Raw genomic sequence first — 16,047 nt, forward strand, 5'->3', positions numbered from 1 at the left:
GCTCCGCCGATGCCAGATCGGATCAGCGCCGCCAAGGCCCCAGTGTGCCCTGTTGCGGCAGGACGGCGGGATTGGCGGTCCGGCACAGCAGGCGATGCTGCTCGAACGGTCCGGGAAGCTGCCATCCACCGGTGTTTGCGTTGGAAAAGCCGAAGAACCGTCCGTAATATTCCGGGTCGCCGATCAGCACTTGCGGCAGCGGGGCGCGCGGGTCGATCGCGGTCAGCGCCGCGGTCATCAGCGCCTTGCCAAAGCCGTGGCGTTGCAGGTGCGGCAGCACGGCCACGGGGCCAACCATGATCATGGGGTGAGCGCGGCCCTGCGCGTCGGTCAGCGCAACCGGCCAGCACTGGATCGATCCTGCCAGCATGTCGTCATCGTCAAGCGCGGCGAACGACAGGTTGCCCAGCGCTTCCATGCCTTCGCGCACTTTGTAGGCGGTTCGTTGATGCCGCGCCGGTTCGAAGGCCTGGTCGAGCAATTGCTCCACCAGTTCGGGATCGACATCGGCAAGCGGGATGATCTTGGACAAAAGCCGTTTCCTAATTTGTCCGGGCACGGATGGGGTGGACGCGCGCCGATAGCCGCCCTGCCGTTCGGCTGCAAGGTTGGCGAAACGTCAAGCGCCTATGCCTATTGTCAGAGATGCAGAAACCGCAACTGTACGGCAACAAATTCACTTTAGAAAAAACTTATATAGCGGTATTGGCTTTACCGAGGCGCCAGCAGAGACGCCGATCCCACCCAGGGGAGTGAACATGTTCGCAGGGCTTGATCCACAGGATGCCGCGCTGGTGCTGGCGCGAATGCAATTCGCCTTCACGGTAAGCTTCCACTTCATCTTTCCGTCCTTCTCCATCGGGTTGGCAAGCTACCTTGCCGTTCTCGAAGGGCTGTGGCTGAAGACCGGCAAGGCGATCTATCTCGACCTGTTCCGTTACTGGCTGAAGATATTCTCTGTCGCCTTCGCGATGGGCGTCGTCTCCGGGCTGGTCATGTCCTACCAGTTCGGCACGAACTGGTCGGTGTTCTCGGACAAGGTCGGCGGCGTGATCGGGCCGTTGATGGCTTACGAAGTGCTGACCGCGTTCTTCCTTGAGGCCGGGTTCCTTGGCGTCATGCTGTTCGGCATGAACCGGGTGGGCCGCAAACTGCACTTTGCCGCCACGCTGATGGTGGCGGTGGGCACGTTCATATCGGCGTTCTGGATTCTCTCGGTCAATTCATGGATGCAGACGCCCACCGGGTTTGAAATGGGTCCGAACGGAGAATTCCTGCCGGGGCCAAGCTGGATCGCGATCATCTTCAACCCCAGCTTCCCCTACCGCCTCGTCCACACCGTGATCGCGGCCTATCTGACCACGGCCTTCGTGGTTGGCGCGGTGGGCGGATGGCACCTGCTCAAGGATCGTGCGAATCTGCACGCGCGCAAGATGTTCTCGATGGCGATGTGGATGGCGGCGCTTGTCGCGCCGATCCAGATCCTTGCGGGCGACATGCACGGCCTCAATACGCTGGAGCATCAGCCAGCCAAGGTCATGGCGATGGAAGGGCACTTCCAGTCGCACCCCGATGGCGCGCCGCTCTACTTGTTCGGTGTGCCTGACGACAAGGCGCAGACGCTGAACTACGCCGTGGGCATCCCCAAGGCGTCGAGCCTGATCCTCAAGCACGATCTCGATGCTCCGCTGGCGGGCCTCGATACCATTGCGCCAGACAAGCGCCCGCCGGTGTGGATCGTGTTCTGGTCTTTCCGGGTCATGGTCGCCATCGGCTTTGCCATGCTCGGTCTCGGCTTGTGGAGCCTGCTCGCCCGGATTCGCAAACGGCTGTACGATTGGCCCGCGCTTTATCGCGCTGCCATCGTGATGGGACCATCGGGCTTTGTTGCCGTGATTGCCGGATGGGTGACTACCGAAGTCGGCCGCCAGCCTTATACGGTCTACGGCTTGCTCACCACGGCAGACTCGGTCAGCCCCATCGCGGCGCCTGCCGTTGCCGCATCACTGCTCGCCTTCGTCGTGGTCTACTTCGCGGTGTTCGGCGTCGGCACCTGGTATCTCCTGCGCCTGATGAGCGCGGCCCCCGAACCCCATGAGGACGGGCCGGAAGACAATGAGCGGGCACCGATCCGCTCGGCGGGGATCACACCTGCCCAGCAGCGTGAAGGAGCGGCATGATGTTTGACCTGACCGTGATCTGGGCGCTGATCATAGCCTTTGCCGTGTTCATGTATGTGGTGATGGACGGGTTCGACCTTGGCATCGGCATCCTGTTCCCGGCCTTCGCGCCGGGCGAGGAGCGCGATCAGGCGATGAACGCCATCGCGCCGGTGTGGGACGGCAACGAAACATGGCTTGTGCTGGGCGGCGGGGGGCTGCTGGCAGCGTTTCCGCTCGCCTACGCCATCATCCTGCCCGCCACATACCCGCTGATCACCGCGATGATGCTCGGTCTCGTGTTCCGGGGCGTGGCGTTCGAATTTCGCTGGCGCGATCCGCGCCACCGGGCGTTCTGGGACATGGCATTCTTCTCAGGCTCGCTCGTCGCGGCGCTATCACAAGGCATCATCCTTGGCGCGCTGTTGCAAGGCATTCACGTCGAGGGCCGCGCCTATGCCGGCGGCTGGCTCGATTGGCTCTCGCCCTATTCGCTGCTGACCGGGGCTGGCGTCGTCGCGGGCTACGCCCTGCTCGGCGCCTGCTGGCTGGCGCTGAAGGTTGAAGGCAGCGCAGAGGACAAGGCGTTCCGGTTCGCCCGCATCACCGCCTGGGCAACGCTGGCGCTGATGGGCGGGGTCAGCCTCGCCACGCCGTTTCTGGCCGGGCAATATTTCCAGCGCTGGTTTACCGAACCGATGATCTACTGGCTTGCCCCGGTGCCGCTGGTGACCGGAGGCGTGGCGATCGCCCTGCTGCGTTCGCTGGGCCATCGCCACGCGTGGCGCCCGTTTGTGCTGACTCTGGTGCTGTTCCTGCTGGGCATGATCGGCCTTGGCGTTTCGATGTGGCCGTGGGTCGTGCCGCAGAGCGTATCGATCTGGGATGCCGCCGCCCCCTATCGCAGCCAGGTGTTCATGCTGGTGGGCGTGGCGATCATCATGCCGCTGATCCTGGGCTATACTGGCTGGGCCTATTACGTGTTCCGTGGAAAGGTCGGCACGCATGGCTATCATTGACCCGCGCCTTGATGGAGCAGAGCAGGCCGAAGCCAAGCCGTTGTGGCAACGCCTTGGCTGGATGGCGGCGATCTGGCTGGGCAGTGTGCTGGTGCTGGGCGTGGTCGGCGGCGTGATCCGTTTCTGGCTCAACTCTCAGCAAAGCTGAACGGTTCTGCCGCGCGGCGATAGTCGTCAGGCAGGATTTCGCGCCCGATCGGCGGTTCTGCCCGCGCGGTGCACTGTGCGCGGTGGCACAGGCGGCAGGTGACTCCGATGGGAGTCGCCACCGCTGCCTTGGGATCGGTCCCTGTGGCATAGATCAGTCGGGGTGCATGTTCCGCCGCGCAGGCCAGCGCTATCGCCCGCGTCGTGACGGGCCGGTCAAATCCGCCGCCGCCAGACGTCACAGTCCGCGCCACCGAGAAAAATCGCTGCCCGTCAGGCAGGTCGAGCCACTGCATCACCACCTTGCCGGGTGTGCGGAACGTGTCATGCACACTCCACAACGGGCATCCGCCGCCGTGCGCGGCAAAGGGAAAGCCTGCGCCGTCCAGCCGCTTCGACACGTTGCCTGCTGTATCCACGCGAATAAAAAAGAACGGCACCCGTTCCTGTCCCGGCCGGTTCAGCGTGGTCAACCGGTGGGCTACTTGTTCAAAGCTGGTGCCAAACAGGCCCGCCAGCGCCTCAATGTCATAACGCCTTGCATCCACCGCGCGGGCAAACCGGTCATACGGCATCAGCAGCGCTGCCGCGGCATAGCCTGCGAGCGCCCGCCGCACCAGGTTCGCGGCGGTCTGGCTGGCAAAGCTCTCTCCCCGGATCACCGCCGAAATCTCTGGCCGCAACGCGGTATAGGCGATGTGCTGCACCATCTGCCACGTCCGACTCGATAGGGTGAGCGTATCGTCGATCAGCAATTGTTCGTTGTGCCGGTCATAGCGGCGGATAGCGTCCATCATCACGTCCGGCGGCAGGAAGCGCACCCGGACACCGCGCTTGCGCAGCCATTCCCGCGGCCCGCCCGCCTTGTCGATTTCGCCTGCCAGTTCCTCGGCTTTCGAATCGATGGTCGGAAAGTAATTGCGCCGCGCTGCCACGAACCGCCGTGCTTCACCCACCGGATCGCTTGCACTGCTGCCCGCTCCGTCATGGCGCTGCTCGGCCAGTGCCTGCTGCTCGCGCTGCCACGCGCCGTAAAGCCGCAGCAAGGCCTCGGTCACGCCGGGGAAGCTGGCGGCCACATCGGCCACTTCCAGTGGAGGCAGGTCGATGTCGGCAAAGATCGGATCGCGCAGGGAGTCTGTCAGGCGGCGCGCATAATCGTCGCGATCATCCGCCGCCAGGTCCGCCATATCGAGCTTGTAGGCCCGCGCCAGTCGCAGCAGGAGGTCCGCTGTCAGCGGTCGCTGGTTGCGCTCGATCAATGCGATGTAGCTGGGTGAAATGCCCAGTTCGTCAGCCATGGCCTGCTGGGTCAGGCCCAGTTCGCGGCGCAACCGCTTGAGGCGTGGGCCGAGATAGAGCGGTCGTGAAGCCATGACATGCGTTCCTGTGCTTACCACACAACTTTACAAGCATATTCTGTAAAGTTTGACAACAAGACTGCGAAGGTCATTTCCGCACCGCAGCAACCCGCCTACTCCCGCCTCAGACGAACACTCCGCCGAGCAAGGAAATCGGGACCATGACCTACCAGCAGACCATTGCCGAGGCGCGCAAGGCCATCGCACCATTTGACCAGACCTGGGACGGCATCGAAGCGGCATCGGTTGCGCGCATGCGCCTGCAGAACCGTTTCCTGACCGGCATCGACATCGCGCGCTACACCGCCAGGATCATGCGCCGCGACATGGCGGCCTATGATGCTGACCCCGCCAACTACACCCAGTCGCTGGGCTGCTGGCACGGGTTCATCGGCCAGCAGAAGATGATTTCGATCAAGAAGCACTTCGGCACCACCAAGGGCCGTTACCTCTATCTGTCAGGCTGGATGGTTGCCGCGCTGCGCAGCGAATTCGGCCCGCTGCCCGACCAGTCGATGCACGAGAAGACGAGCGTTTCGGACCTGATCGCCGAACTTTACACCTTCCTCAAGCAGGCCGATGCCCGCGAACTGGGCATGCTGTTCCGCGATCTCGATGCGGCCAAGGCTGCTGGTGACGCGGTCAACACCCACCGCCTGCTCCACAAGATCGACGAATTCGAAACGCATGTCGTGCCGATCATCGCCGATATCGACGCAGGCTTCGGCAATGCCGAGGCGACCTATCTGCTCGCCAAGAAGTTCATCGAAGCAGGCGCTTGCTGCATCCAGATCGAAAACCAGGTTTCGGACGAAAAGCAGTGCGGCCACCAGGACGGCAAGGTTACCGTTCCGCATGAGGACTTCCTCGCCAAGATTCGCGCGGTTCGCTACGCCTTCATGGAACTCGGCGTTGATGACGGGGTGATCGTTGCGCGCACCGACTCGCTCGGCGCTGGCCTGACCAAGCAGATCGCGTTTACCCGCACGCCGGGCGATCTTGCCGATCAATACAACAGCTTCCTTGATTGCGACGAAGTCGATCCGGCCAACCTGAGCCACGGTGACGTGCTGATTGCGCGCGATGGCAAGCTGATGCGCCCCAAGCGCTTGCCTTCGAACCTGTTCCAGTTCCGCACCGGAACAGGTGAAGACCGCTGCGTGATGGATTGCATCGCCTCGCTTCAGAACGGCGCGGACCTGCTGTGGATCGAGACGGAAAAGCCGCACATCGGCCAGATCGGCGGCATGGTGAACCGCATCCGCGAGGTCATCCCGAACGCCAAGCTGGTCTACAACAATTCGCCATCGTTCAACTGGACGCTGAATTTCCGCCAGCAGGTGTACGATGCGTGGGTTGAATCAGGCAAGGATGTCAGCGCGTTTGACCGCGCAAGGCTCATGAGCGTGGATTATGATGGCACAGAACTGGCTGACGAAGCCGATGAACGCATCCGCACGTTCCAGCGCGATTCAGCGGCACAGGCGGGCATCTTCCATCACCTGATCACGCTGCCGACCTACCACACCGCTGCACTGAGCACCGACAATCTGGCGAAGGAGTACTTCGGCGAACAGGGCATGCTGGGTTACGTCAAGGGCGTCCAGCGTCAGGAAATCCGCCAGGGCATCGCCTGCGTGAAGCACCAGAACATGTCGGGTTCCGACATTGGGGACGATCACAAGGAATACTTCGCAGGGGAAGCCGCGCTCAAGGCTGGCGGCGCTGCCAATACGATGAACCAGTTCGCTGCCTGATCGCAGCAGGCAGCAATTTGCCGCCCGATAGGTGCAAAGTTCGCGGCAATCCTGCCACGAAGATCCAAGGAGACTGACAATGGCTCAATCTGCGGCTGAACCTGCCCGTGCCCGCGCGGTCCTCTCGACCGAGGACTTCAAGCTGATCCGCGAAGCCGTACTGCACTATCTCAAGGTGATCGAAGATCAGCCGGAATCGGTCAAGTTTTCGCATCTCTACCACCGACTTGGCAGCGCGATGGGTCGCTGATCGCGCCTGCCTGCAAGGACCTTTCCTGGGGAGGAAAGTCCGGCCCGTCGCGCTCCTTCGGGAAGTGCGGCGGGCTTTTTTGTGCCATCCTTATCGTTTGCATCATCGCGATCCTTACCTTTGGCTAATGAATTGGCGGTATTCGTCCCTACGTGACCCAATCTTGCGCCCCTGCTGCCGAATTTGCGCCGACCAAGCTGCCGATTCTTGCCGTCATCGGTCTGAAGGATCCGGCCGAAGGCGATTGGGGCCGCTTGCGTGGATTGCAGTTCAGCAGCCTGTCCCGCCTCACGTTCGTCCGGCTGCTCGGCCATGCCATGGCAGCGTTGCTTGTCTTGCAGACATACCAGGACGTTATTCACCCGGCTTTCCTGACCTGTTGGATGGCGTTGCTCGTCGGCGTACTGATTTCCGGTGCGCGGTTCGATCGCAGCATGGTCAATGCCGATCGTCGCCGGGTCAGCCGTCAGGAAATGCACCGGCAGACGCTGAGTTCGCTGTTCGTGGCGCTGGTCTGGGCTGTGCCGATGGTGGCGTTCGGCCCGTTCGGCGGACCGGCCGAACGCATGACCTTGTGGACCGTGCTGGCAATGCTGATGACCGGCATGGCCGTGACTTTTGCGGCAATGCCGATGGCTACGGTCGTGTTTACAAGCCTTGTCGGTACATCGGCGCTGGCCGTATTCCTGCTCGAAGGGGAGTTCACGATCGCCGCAGTGGTTGCTGTTTTCGTCGTGATCGTCACGATTGGCGCTGTCGAAACCGCCCGCGCCTTTCTGGGCGCATGCGTTGCCGAAGCGGGAATGGCAGAAAAGAGCGAGGTCGTGTCGCTGCTCTTGCGCGAATTCGAGGAAGGCGATGCCGACTGGCTGTGGCAGGTCGATGCGAACCGCCGCGTCCGCACCGTCAGCCCGCGCTTTGCCTTCGCGCTGGGAGAAGACCCAGAGGACGTCGAAGGCAAGCCTCTGATCCAGTTGATTTCCGGCGCGGCCTGGGACAATGGCCATTTCCATTCCAGCCTGCATGATCTGGCCGAACGCCTCAAACGGCGCGAGAGCTTTTCCCACTTGCTGGTGCGTGTGAACCTGCGCGGCAATGATCGCTGGTGGGAATTGTCTGCTTCGCCCAAAGTGGATGAGAACGGCGCATTCATTGGTTTTCGCGGTGTCGGCTCCGACGTGACTGAGCAGCGCGAAAGCGCCGAGAAAATCGCCTACCTCGCTCGCTACGATACACTGACCGGGTTGCCCAATCGCCTGATGCTGTCCGAGGCGGTCGGCGATGCGATGGGCTATGCCGAGAAATGGCGCACCCATTGCGCATTCCTGATGATCGACCTCGATCGGTTCAAGGCGGTCAACGACACGCTTGGCCACCTCGTCGGCGATCAGTTGCTCGCGCTTGTATCGGAACGGCTCAAGGCAATCATTCGCGAAGGTGAGGTTTGCGGGCGTCTGGGTGGCGACGAATTTGCCGTGATCGTGCGTGATGCTTCGGACGTTCAGCGTGTCGGGGACCTTTGCGAAGCGATCATCGCATCGCTGTCGCTGCCTTACGAGGTCGATCATCACATGCTCTATGTCGGGGCGAGTGTCGGATCGGCCATCGGGCCGCGCGATGGCTCGACAGTGGAGACCCTGCTGCGCAACGCCGACCTTGCGCTTTACCGCGCCAAGGATGAAGGCGGCGGGCGCCATTGCACGTATGAGCCAGCCCTTCACGCCCATGCCGAAGAGCGGCGGATGCTTGAATTTTCGATGCGCCACGCGCTGGAGCGTGGCGAGTTCGCGCTGATGTACCAGCCGGTGGTCGATGCGATCACCGAAGAGGTGGTCAGCTTCGAAGCCTTGCTGCGCTGGAACAGTGCCGAGCATGGCTTTGTCAGCCCGGTGAAGTTCATTCCGCTGGCCGAGGACACCCGCCTGATCGTGCCGATTGGCGAATGGGTGCTGCGAACGGCCTGCCTTGAGGCGATGAACTGGCCGGACAATGTCAAGATCGCGGTCAATGTGTCGGGCGAGCAATTGCTCGATCCCTACTTCCCCGAAACCGTTGTCAGTGCCTTGTCATATACCGGTTTGCCGCCACACCGGCTTGAGATCGAGGTGACCGAGAGCATCTTCGTGCGCGATGGGACGACTGCGCAGCAGACGCTTGAAAACCTGATGGGCATCGGCTGCGGCGTGGCGCTTGACGATTTCGGCACCGGCTATTCGTCGCTCGGTTACTTGCGCCGCATGCGCTTTTCCACGATCAAGGTGGACCGCAGCTTCGTGCAGGGCGCGGCCAAGGGCAATCCCGAAAGCCTTGCCATCGTGCGTGCCGTGGTGGCCATGGCCGACAGTCTTGAGATGTCGACCACCGCCGAAGGCGTGGAAACCGAGGCGGAACTCGACATGATCCGCAAGCTGGGCTGCAAGAAGATCCAGGGCTACTTTTTCGGCCGTCCGATGAGCGCAATCGACGCGCTGGGACTGTTTGGCCGCAAGATGCTGAGGGCGGGTTAGGCGTTCACCAATCCGCGTACGACGCTTTCGAACAGGGCGCGGCCATCGGTGCCACCCTGCGCTGCTTCGATCATGCGTTCGGGGTGGGGCATCATGCCGAGCACGTTGCCGCGATCGTTCAATACGCCCGCGATGTCCCGCGCCGAACCATTGACGTTTTCAGCATAGCGAAAGGCCACGCGATCTTCGCCCTCGATCCGGTCGAGCGTTTCAGCGTCGGCAAAGAAGTTTCCATCGTGGTGCGCCACGGGAATGGTGATCTGGCGGCCTGAGTCATAGCCTGCGGTGAACAGCGACTGCGTGTTCCCGACTGTCAGCTTCACATCGCGGCAGACGAAGCGGATGCCGGCGTTGCGCATCAGCGCGCCGGGCAGGAGGCCCGCTTCGGTCAGCACCTGAAAGCCGTTGCACACGCCGAGCACGGCCACGCCGCGTTCGGCAGCGCGGACAACGGCCTGCATCACCGGCGAGCGGGCGGCCATGGCGCCTGAGCGCAAGTAATCGCCATAGGAAAAGCCGCCGGGCAGGGCGATGAAATCAAGACCTTCGGGCAGATCGGCATCGCCGTGCCACACGCGATGGACGGTGCCGCCGCAAACCTGTTCGACGGCGACGGCTATGTCGCGATCGCAGTTGGAGCCGGGGAAGGTGATGACGGCGGATGTGAAGGCCATGGTGTGCGCTCCTGCTCAGGCGGCCTTTTCGATGCGATAATTCTCGATCACCATGTTGGCGAGGAGCTTCCTGCACATCTCGTCCAGCGCTTCGTCAGAGGTGGCATCGGCCACGTCGAGTTCGATCACCCGGCCCGCGCGCACATCGTTGACGCCGGCAAAGCCCAGGCCTTCCAATGCATGATGGATAGCGCGGCCCTGCGGATCGAGCACGCCGTTCTTGAGGGTGACAATGACGCGGACCTTCATCGCGGAGCCTTTCGGACGCTTGGGTTGAGAATCTTCGCGCGGCCTATGCAACCGTGCGGGCGCAAGGGCAAGGTTTGTGTGCCGCAGTTGACACGGTTTACGGCATCCGGGAAATACCGCGCTCCCTCCCGGCGGAGCTATCATGGCGGCAGCAAGAGGGGCGGGGCGACATCACGGGCGCCCGCCATGCGCCGAATGCGTAAGTAGGAAAACGGTGCTGCCGCAGGCGATTGGACAGGTATTGTGGGGTATTGGGGAGAGCATAACTCCCTTCCTTGCGGCGGCCAGCCGGGCACAACCACTTTCGCACCCCACGCGACCTGCCCGACTGCCGCCGTATCTTTTCTCTCCATTTACATAACTGACGCGTCAGTTATTATAACCCGATGCCAAGGGTTACGCCAGCCGACCGCAGGACACGGATTCTCGATGCCGCGCGCGAGGAATTCGCCGCGCGGGGCTTTGCCGCATCGCGAATGGAGGACATTGCCAAGCGTGTCGGGATAAGCCGCGCCGCGCTTTATCTGGCGTTTCCGAGCAAGGAAGCGCTGTTCCGCGCGCTGGTTTCCGAAGTGATCACCGATGTGATGCCCCAACTGCTGCCGAGCGATTACGGCGATATTCCCGCAGCAGCCCTGCTGCGCGGGTTCATCCGCATCGCCATGACGCGGATGGCCAGCCCGGAAACGGCCTTCCTGCCGCGCCTGATCGTGGGCGAGGGCCGTAACTTCCCCGAACTGGCACGGTTCTATCACGATACTGCGCTGATCTGCGTGCTGGGTGCGGTCGAGCGCCTGATCATCCATGGCGTGGGACGCGGCGAGTTTACGTGCGCCGATCCCAAGATGGCATCGCGCACTGTGGCCAGCGGGATCATCTTTGCGGCGCTGTGGTGCAATGTGTTCGAGCCGGTGGGAGCCGAACCGCTGGACATCGACTGGCTGGCGGAAAATCACGCAGGGCTGATACTGGCAGGTTTGCGCAAAGTTTGAGCGTTGCGCTTCAATTCGCAGGGGCGGATGCACCTTCGGGCAGCACCACGATCTGCACGGCTTTTTCCGGGGTGAGGTAGCGTCTGGCCAGGGCTTGCACGTCCCCGGCGGTCAGGCGTTCGAGACGGGCGCGGGCCGATTTGGCGCGCACAAGGCGGTCTGGTTCGGTCTGGGCGCGTTCGGCAAGGTTCATCCAGCCGCCGTTGGTTTTCAGGGCGTTGTCGATCCGTTCGAGCATCGGCGCGCGGGCGCGCTGGAGTATGTCTGCGTCAACCGGAGCAGAGACGAGCGCGCGCAGGGTTTCATCGAGCGCGCCGCGAGTGGCGGCAACGTCTGCCAGATCCACCGAGGCGGCGACGACGAACGTGCCGTATCCGGTCCATACACGGCTGAGGCTGCTCGACGCACCGGGACTGTAGGCCTTGCCCAGCGTTTCGCGCAACGTATCGAGCACTTCGATCTGGACGACTTCGGAAAGCAGCGCGAAGGCCATCGCCTCATCGGGATCGCGGTCGTCGCGGGTGGGCCAGACATAGCGAACGATAGCTTGGTTGGCCTCGCCGGTGTGGCGAATGACGCGCAGGCCGCGTGTGGCCGTAAACGGGCGGTGGCGCTGTTCGGCATAGGCCTGGAAATCGGCCTCGCGCATCGGCAGCGCGCCAAAGGTTTGCGCCACGGCTGCAATTGCGGTGGCCTCGTCAACATCGCCGACGATGGCGATTTCCAGCGCGCCACGGGCAAGGCGGTCGGCGAGGGCTTCGCGCAACTTCGCATAGGAGAGCGCAGCGTAGGCTTCCTGCGGTTGCAGGGTGAAGCGCGGATCATTGTCTGACAGCATGCCGCCGATGGCGTTGGAAAGCGCGGCTCCGGGCGAGGAGCGCAGGCGGGCAAAGAAATTGGCGATGTTCTGGCGGTAGACCGTTTCGCCTTCGGGCCGGTAGCCGGGATCGGTGAGCAGTGCGGCATAGAGTTGCAATTGCAGCACAAGATCACGCGGGGTGGTGGTAACACCGCTTTCGAAGGTATCGCCCCCGGCGCCAAGGCCGATGGTGACCGACCGGCCCGCGAGAAGTGTTTGCAGGTCGTCCTCGCTGTGCTGCCCCAGCCCGCCGCGCGCAAGAACGCCGGTCATTTCCGTGGCCAGCGGGTTCGCTTTGGTGTCGAGCAGTTCCCCGCCATCCAGGTTGAGGCGCACATCGACGCGGTCCCTTGCCAGATCGGTGCGCTTGAGGTTCAGGCGCACGTTGTTGGCAAAGCGGATGGTGCGGATGCCGTAGAGCGGCTCGGTGGTGTCGGCGACAACCGTGCCTGCGGGGCCGAAACTGCTGTAGGCAAAGGGGGCGGGGTTGGGCACTTCGTTTGCGGGGGCCTTGGCGCGGATGGCCTTGTCCCAGGTCTGGCGGATTGCCTCTGGGCCTGCGGGTGCGGTCCGCCCCTGCCAGCGGATGAGCGGGGCCGTGAGCGGGACCGCTTCCTGGCGCAGCGCATCCATCACGGCCTTTGGCGTGATCGAGGGTGCGAACTGGTTGAAGCGGGCGAGGCCGGATTCGGGCGTGGTGGGGATTTGATCGTCGCGAATGAGGGCAAGCGCAGCGCCGACCAGTGCGCCGTGAGTGCGGGTGTCGGCCCCGGCGGCAGCGTTTTCAAGGGCGGTACGGATATTGGCGATCTGTTCTGCGATCTCGCCCTTGGTGAAGCCGTTTGCCATGGCGCGGGCATAGGCTCCGGCAGCGGCGGCCAGTCCGCGTTGCCAGCCGCCATCGGTGGTATCGACGATCAGGTTGGTGGTGCGGCCGATCTTGAACACTTCGCTGGTGCCAAGGCCCGCGCCGCGAAACGGCGGGTCCACCACGCGGGTCATCCGCTGGAACCGGCGGTTGACCACGCCGTAGCCGATCTGGCGCAGCAGGTTGCGGCGGCGGTTGGCCACGGTGTCCGGCTCATTCAGCCATGGACCATGACGTGATGCGGTGACGCGTTCGGACAGCGAAGGATCAAGGTGGATGTCGGTTGCCGACTTCTGTTTGGGATCAACCCTGCCCTGATCGGGGCGCGGGGTTTCAGCGCGCGGCTGCCAGTCGGCGAAGCGGGCGCGGATGGCCCGTTCTACGTCATCAGGCGCAAAGTCTCCAACGACGATCAGAGTTGTCTTGGCGGGCACGTATTCTCGGCTCCAGAACGCCTTGAGCGTTTGGGCCGTGGCACCATTGAGCGTTTCGACGGTGCCGATCGGGAGGCGCTTGGGGTAAGTGGCGGCGGGGTAGAAGAAGGCGAGCTGGTCTTCGAGATTGGTGCGCTGCCAGCCTTGCCCATCGCGCAATTCGGACAGGACCACGCCGCGTTCGCGCTGGACCGCTTCGGGCGCGATGGTCAGCTCGCTGGCGGTCTCGCGCATGAGCATCAGCGCGGTGCCCAGCAGCTTGGGATCGGCGCGCGGCAGGTCGAGCATGTAGAGCGTCTGTTCGAACGAGGTCTGCGCGTTGGTATCCGCGCCGAATGACAGGCCGTTGCGCTCAAGCAGCCTGATCATCTCGCCTTCGGGCACATGGGTGGAGCCGTTGAACGCCATGTGTTCGACGAAATGCGCAAACCCGCGCTCGCTCTCGCGCTCGTCCAGCGAGCCGGTCGCGATATCCATGCGGACCTGCGCGGTGCCAGCGGGCGTCGCGTTGCGGCGGATGATGTAGCGCAGGCCGTTGGGTAGCTGCCCGTAACGGAAGGCGGGATCGGCGGGAAGGTCACTTTGCTGGAACGCCCATGCGGGTTTGGGCGCGCTGGCGAGGTGCGCGGGCTGGGCGGCGCAGGCGGCGAGCGAGAGGGCGGCGGCAAGGGGAAACAGGCGGCGGAGGATCATTACGCGATGGTGTGCCCGGTTGGGGGGCGGGGTGCGATAAAGGATAAATGTTATTCGGATTGCCACTGATCAGGTTTCCCCAGATCAACCCATTCACGCATAGCTTGAACAATCTGGACTGTTGGATAGTCTTTTATGTCGTCATCCGACGCGCCTCGTTCAAGTTCGCGCTCCCAGTACCATTCTTGGAAAGTGAGGTAGTCGCCCTGTATTTTTGCTGGACCTATTGGGACCGCACTAGCCTGCTGCACCAGCCAATTTCGTACTACCCTGACAGCCTTGATATGGTCTCCGTTATGCGGCTCGATATCCCAACCAGAAATATCAGACAGCGTTTTCTGATAATCATATTTCGTTTTTTCGAGTATCAAGATTGATTTGGTCGAAAGGTACTCTTCGCCAAAGCGTACACGCCCGTGATCTAAGCCCAGTTCAAACGGCATGTTCATACGAGCATATTCGCCTGCCTCCGCCGACATGCAGCGACTGAGGTCATGGATCCCGTATTTCGAGGTTTTGACCAAATCAATGATGCGTTCGAGGCGGTTGAGCGCATTATCAGCATTTTCCGGTGCCAAGCGCGGATAGAAACCTAGAGTCGTCAGGCAGAAGGCAATCGCCTGCAAAAGTGGTGCAAAATCTTCGTCGAAAGGGCAGTTTACGAATACTGACCGTTCAAAAGGGATTTGATCGCTCATCCTTGCGGTGGATGTGGATCACGACCGTAGGAGTTCCGTTCCCGAATTCTCCCGTCTCTTCCGTGAATATACAATTCTGTCTGCTGGTTGCGCGCAATCTGGGTGGCAGCAGCAATTGCTTCCTGCTGCGTCGCGTGTGTGCTGCTGGCGCGGGTAGCTCCAGCTTTCTTGACGCTCCATCCATTGCTTGATGGAACAACATGTTGCCCCTTTTTGGACATCGCAGAACTCCTTCTTGGGACACATATATGTCGCAGGGTTGATCTTGGCTAGCGGTTCGCAACAGCCTCAGTTAAAAAACTACGATGATCATGGCGATAGGGTGGTCGTTACGGCCAAACAAAAACCCCCTCCGTTGCCGAAGAGGGCTTTGATCCAGCCAGAGGCCGAAGTTACTTCTTCCCGCGCAGTTTCCGATGCGCGCCCAGATCGAACACCTCGCTTGGTCCACCGTCGTTTTCCAGAAGACCCAAGCGCCGGGCGACTTCCTGGTAGGCTTCTTCTTCGCCGCCGAGATCGCGGCGGAAGCGGTCCTTGTCGAGCTTTTCGCCGGTGGTCATGTCCCACAGGCGGCAGCCGTCGGGGCTGATTTCGTCAGCCAGGATCACGCGGGCGTAATCGCCATCCCAGATGCGGCCGAATTCGAGCTTGAAATCGACCAGGCTGATGTTGATCGCCGCGAACATCCCGCAGAGGAAGTCGTTCACGCGGATCGCCATCGAGGAAATGTCCTGCATTTCCTCGTTGCTGGCCCAGCCGAAGCAGGCGATGTGTTCTTCGGCAATCAGCGGATCGCCAAGCGCATCGTCCTTGTAATAGTATTCGATCAGGGTGTGCGGCAGCGGCTCACCCTCTTCAATGCCGAGGCGTTTGGAGATGGAACCTGCGGCTATATTGCGCACGACCACTTCGATCGGGATGATTTCAGCCTGACGCACCAATTGTTCGCGCATGTTCAGGCGGCGGATGAAGTGGGTGGGGATGCCGATGTGGGCCAGCCGCGTGAACACATATTCGCTGATGCGGTTGTTGATCACGCCCTTGCCGTTGATCGTGCCGCGCTTTTGCGCGTTGAACGCGGTGGCATCATCCTTGAAATACTGGATGATCGTGCCCGGTTCGGGGCCTTCGTAAAGGATCTTGGCCTTGCCTTCGTAGATCTGGCGGCGACGAGACATCATCGTGTTTCCTGCGCGGCGCCGGGGATTCGCTTCCCGGCCGGAATAAGAAACCCCGGCATCACGTGGAGGCGACTCCATCGCTTCGGCCGGGGCGTTCCTTCGGCCCATAAGCGAAGCCGGGAAAAAGTGCAATTGCAGGGAAGCCGGGGCAAGATCATTGCACGGCACCGCAGGCTTCCCTTTCGGGCACGGCTGCGGC

General features: G+C 62.2%; 15 protein-coding genes. 7 read left to right on the plus strand and 8 right to left on the minus strand.

The window, feature by feature from the left end; all coding sequences use genetic code 11:
* Positions 1-22: 22 nt before the first annotated feature.
* The gene (locus tag LUA85_RS04210) at positions 23-532 is read right to left on the minus strand and encodes a GNAT family N-acetyltransferase (RefSeq protein ID WP_231467182.1); all 510 of its coding nucleotides are present in this window, start codon (positions 530-532) and stop codon (positions 23-25) included.
* A gap of 226 nt (positions 533-758) precedes the next feature.
* Between LUA85_RS04210 and LUA85_RS04215 the strand changes: the two genes are divergently transcribed.
* The 3 genes from LUA85_RS04215 to LUA85_RS04225 are packed head-to-tail and all read left to right on the plus strand — an operon-like array spanning position 759 to position 3,326.
* The gene (locus tag LUA85_RS04215) at positions 759-2,180 is read left to right on the plus strand and encodes a cytochrome ubiquinol oxidase subunit I (protein WP_231467184.1); all 1,422 of its coding nucleotides are present in this window, start codon (positions 759-761) and stop codon (positions 2,178-2,180) included.
* A complete protein-coding gene (gene cydB, locus LUA85_RS04220; RefSeq protein ID WP_305799984.1) occupies positions 2,180-3,178 on the plus strand; it encodes a cytochrome d ubiquinol oxidase subunit II in 999 nt (332 codons plus the stop codon). The genes LUA85_RS04215 and cydB overlap by 1 nt, the downstream gene beginning before the upstream one ends.
* Positions 3,165-3,326 carry a DUF2474 family protein gene (locus tag LUA85_RS04225; protein ID WP_231467189.1) on the plus strand — a complete coding sequence of 54 codons (162 nt, stop codon included), beginning with the start codon at positions 3,165-3,167 and terminating at the stop codon, positions 3,324-3,326. The genes cydB and LUA85_RS04225 overlap by 14 nt, the downstream gene beginning before the upstream one ends.
* On the opposite strand, the gene LUA85_RS04230 is transcribed toward LUA85_RS04225, so the two are convergent.
* Positions 3,307-4,701 (minus strand): short-chain fatty acyl-CoA regulator family protein, encoded by a 1,395-nt coding sequence (locus LUA85_RS04230; RefSeq protein WP_231467191.1) that lies wholly within the window; start codon positions 4,699-4,701, stop codon positions 3,307-3,309. The genes LUA85_RS04225 and LUA85_RS04230 overlap by 20 nt on opposite strands.
* A gap of 146 nt (positions 4,702-4,847) precedes the next feature.
* Here LUA85_RS04230 and LUA85_RS04235 point away from each other — a divergent pair, with 146 nt between their 5' ends.
* From LUA85_RS04235 to LUA85_RS04245, 3 genes are all read left to right on the plus strand, one after another.
* A complete protein-coding gene (locus LUA85_RS04235) occupies positions 4,848-6,443 on the plus strand; it encodes an isocitrate lyase (protein ID WP_231467194.1) in 1,596 nt (531 codons plus the stop codon).
* Between the two features lie 79 nt (positions 6,444-6,522).
* Positions 6,523-6,693 carry a hypothetical protein gene (locus LUA85_RS04240; RefSeq protein WP_231467195.1) on the plus strand — a complete coding sequence of 57 codons (171 nt, stop codon included), beginning with the start codon at positions 6,523-6,525 and terminating at the stop codon, positions 6,691-6,693.
* Between the two features lie 152 nt (positions 6,694-6,845).
* Positions 6,846-9,200 carry a bifunctional diguanylate cyclase/phosphodiesterase gene (locus LUA85_RS04245; RefSeq protein WP_231467196.1) on the plus strand — a complete coding sequence of 785 codons (2,355 nt, stop codon included), beginning with the start codon at positions 6,846-6,848 and terminating at the stop codon, positions 9,198-9,200.
* Here the strand turns inward: LUA85_RS04245 and purQ are convergent.
* Positions 9,197-9,874 carry a phosphoribosylformylglycinamidine synthase subunit PurQ gene (purQ, locus tag LUA85_RS04250; protein ID WP_231467198.1) on the minus strand — a complete coding sequence of 226 codons (678 nt, stop codon included), beginning with the start codon at positions 9,872-9,874 and terminating at the stop codon, positions 9,197-9,199. The two genes, LUA85_RS04245 and purQ, sit on opposite strands and share 4 nt — an antisense overlap.
* Before the next feature lie 15 nt (positions 9,875-9,889).
* On the minus strand, positions 9,890-10,123 hold the full coding sequence (gene purS, locus LUA85_RS04255) for a phosphoribosylformylglycinamidine synthase subunit PurS (protein ID WP_231467201.1): 234 nt from the start codon (positions 10,121-10,123) through the stop codon (positions 9,890-9,892).
* Between the two features lie 386 nt (positions 10,124-10,509).
* Here purS and LUA85_RS04260 point away from each other — a divergent pair, with 386 nt between their 5' ends.
* A complete protein-coding gene (locus LUA85_RS04260) occupies positions 10,510-11,115 on the plus strand; it encodes a TetR/AcrR family transcriptional regulator (protein ID WP_231467203.1) in 606 nt (201 codons plus the stop codon).
* Between the two features lie 10 nt (positions 11,116-11,125).
* Here the strand turns inward: LUA85_RS04260 and LUA85_RS04265 are convergent, their stop codons facing one another.
* From LUA85_RS04265 to purC, 4 genes are all read right to left on the minus strand, one after another.
* The gene (locus LUA85_RS04265; protein WP_231467206.1) at positions 11,126-13,969 is read right to left on the minus strand and encodes a pitrilysin family protein; all 2,844 of its coding nucleotides are present in this window, start codon (positions 13,967-13,969) and stop codon (positions 11,126-11,128) included.
* A gap of 50 nt (positions 13,970-14,019) precedes the next feature.
* Complete coding sequence (locus LUA85_RS04270) at positions 14,020-14,667, minus strand: hypothetical protein (protein WP_231467208.1); 648 nt, start codon at positions 14,665-14,667, stop codon at positions 14,020-14,022.
* Positions 14,664-14,888 carry a DUF2188 domain-containing protein gene (locus LUA85_RS04275; protein ID WP_231467211.1) on the minus strand — a complete coding sequence of 75 codons (225 nt, stop codon included), beginning with the start codon at positions 14,886-14,888 and terminating at the stop codon, positions 14,664-14,666. Before LUA85_RS04275 ends, LUA85_RS04270 begins: the two co-directional genes overlap by 4 nt.
* A 171-nt stretch (positions 14,889-15,059) precedes the next feature.
* Positions 15,060-15,845 (minus strand): phosphoribosylaminoimidazolesuccinocarboxamide synthase, encoded by a 786-nt coding sequence (gene purC, locus LUA85_RS04280; RefSeq protein ID WP_231471764.1) that lies wholly within the window; start codon positions 15,843-15,845, stop codon positions 15,060-15,062.
* Positions 15,846-16,047 lie beyond the last annotated feature (202 nt).

This window comes from Novosphingobium sp. CECT 9465 (assembly GCF_920987055.1).
Lineage (GTDB): Bacteria > Pseudomonadota > Alphaproteobacteria > Sphingomonadales > Sphingomonadaceae > Novosphingobium.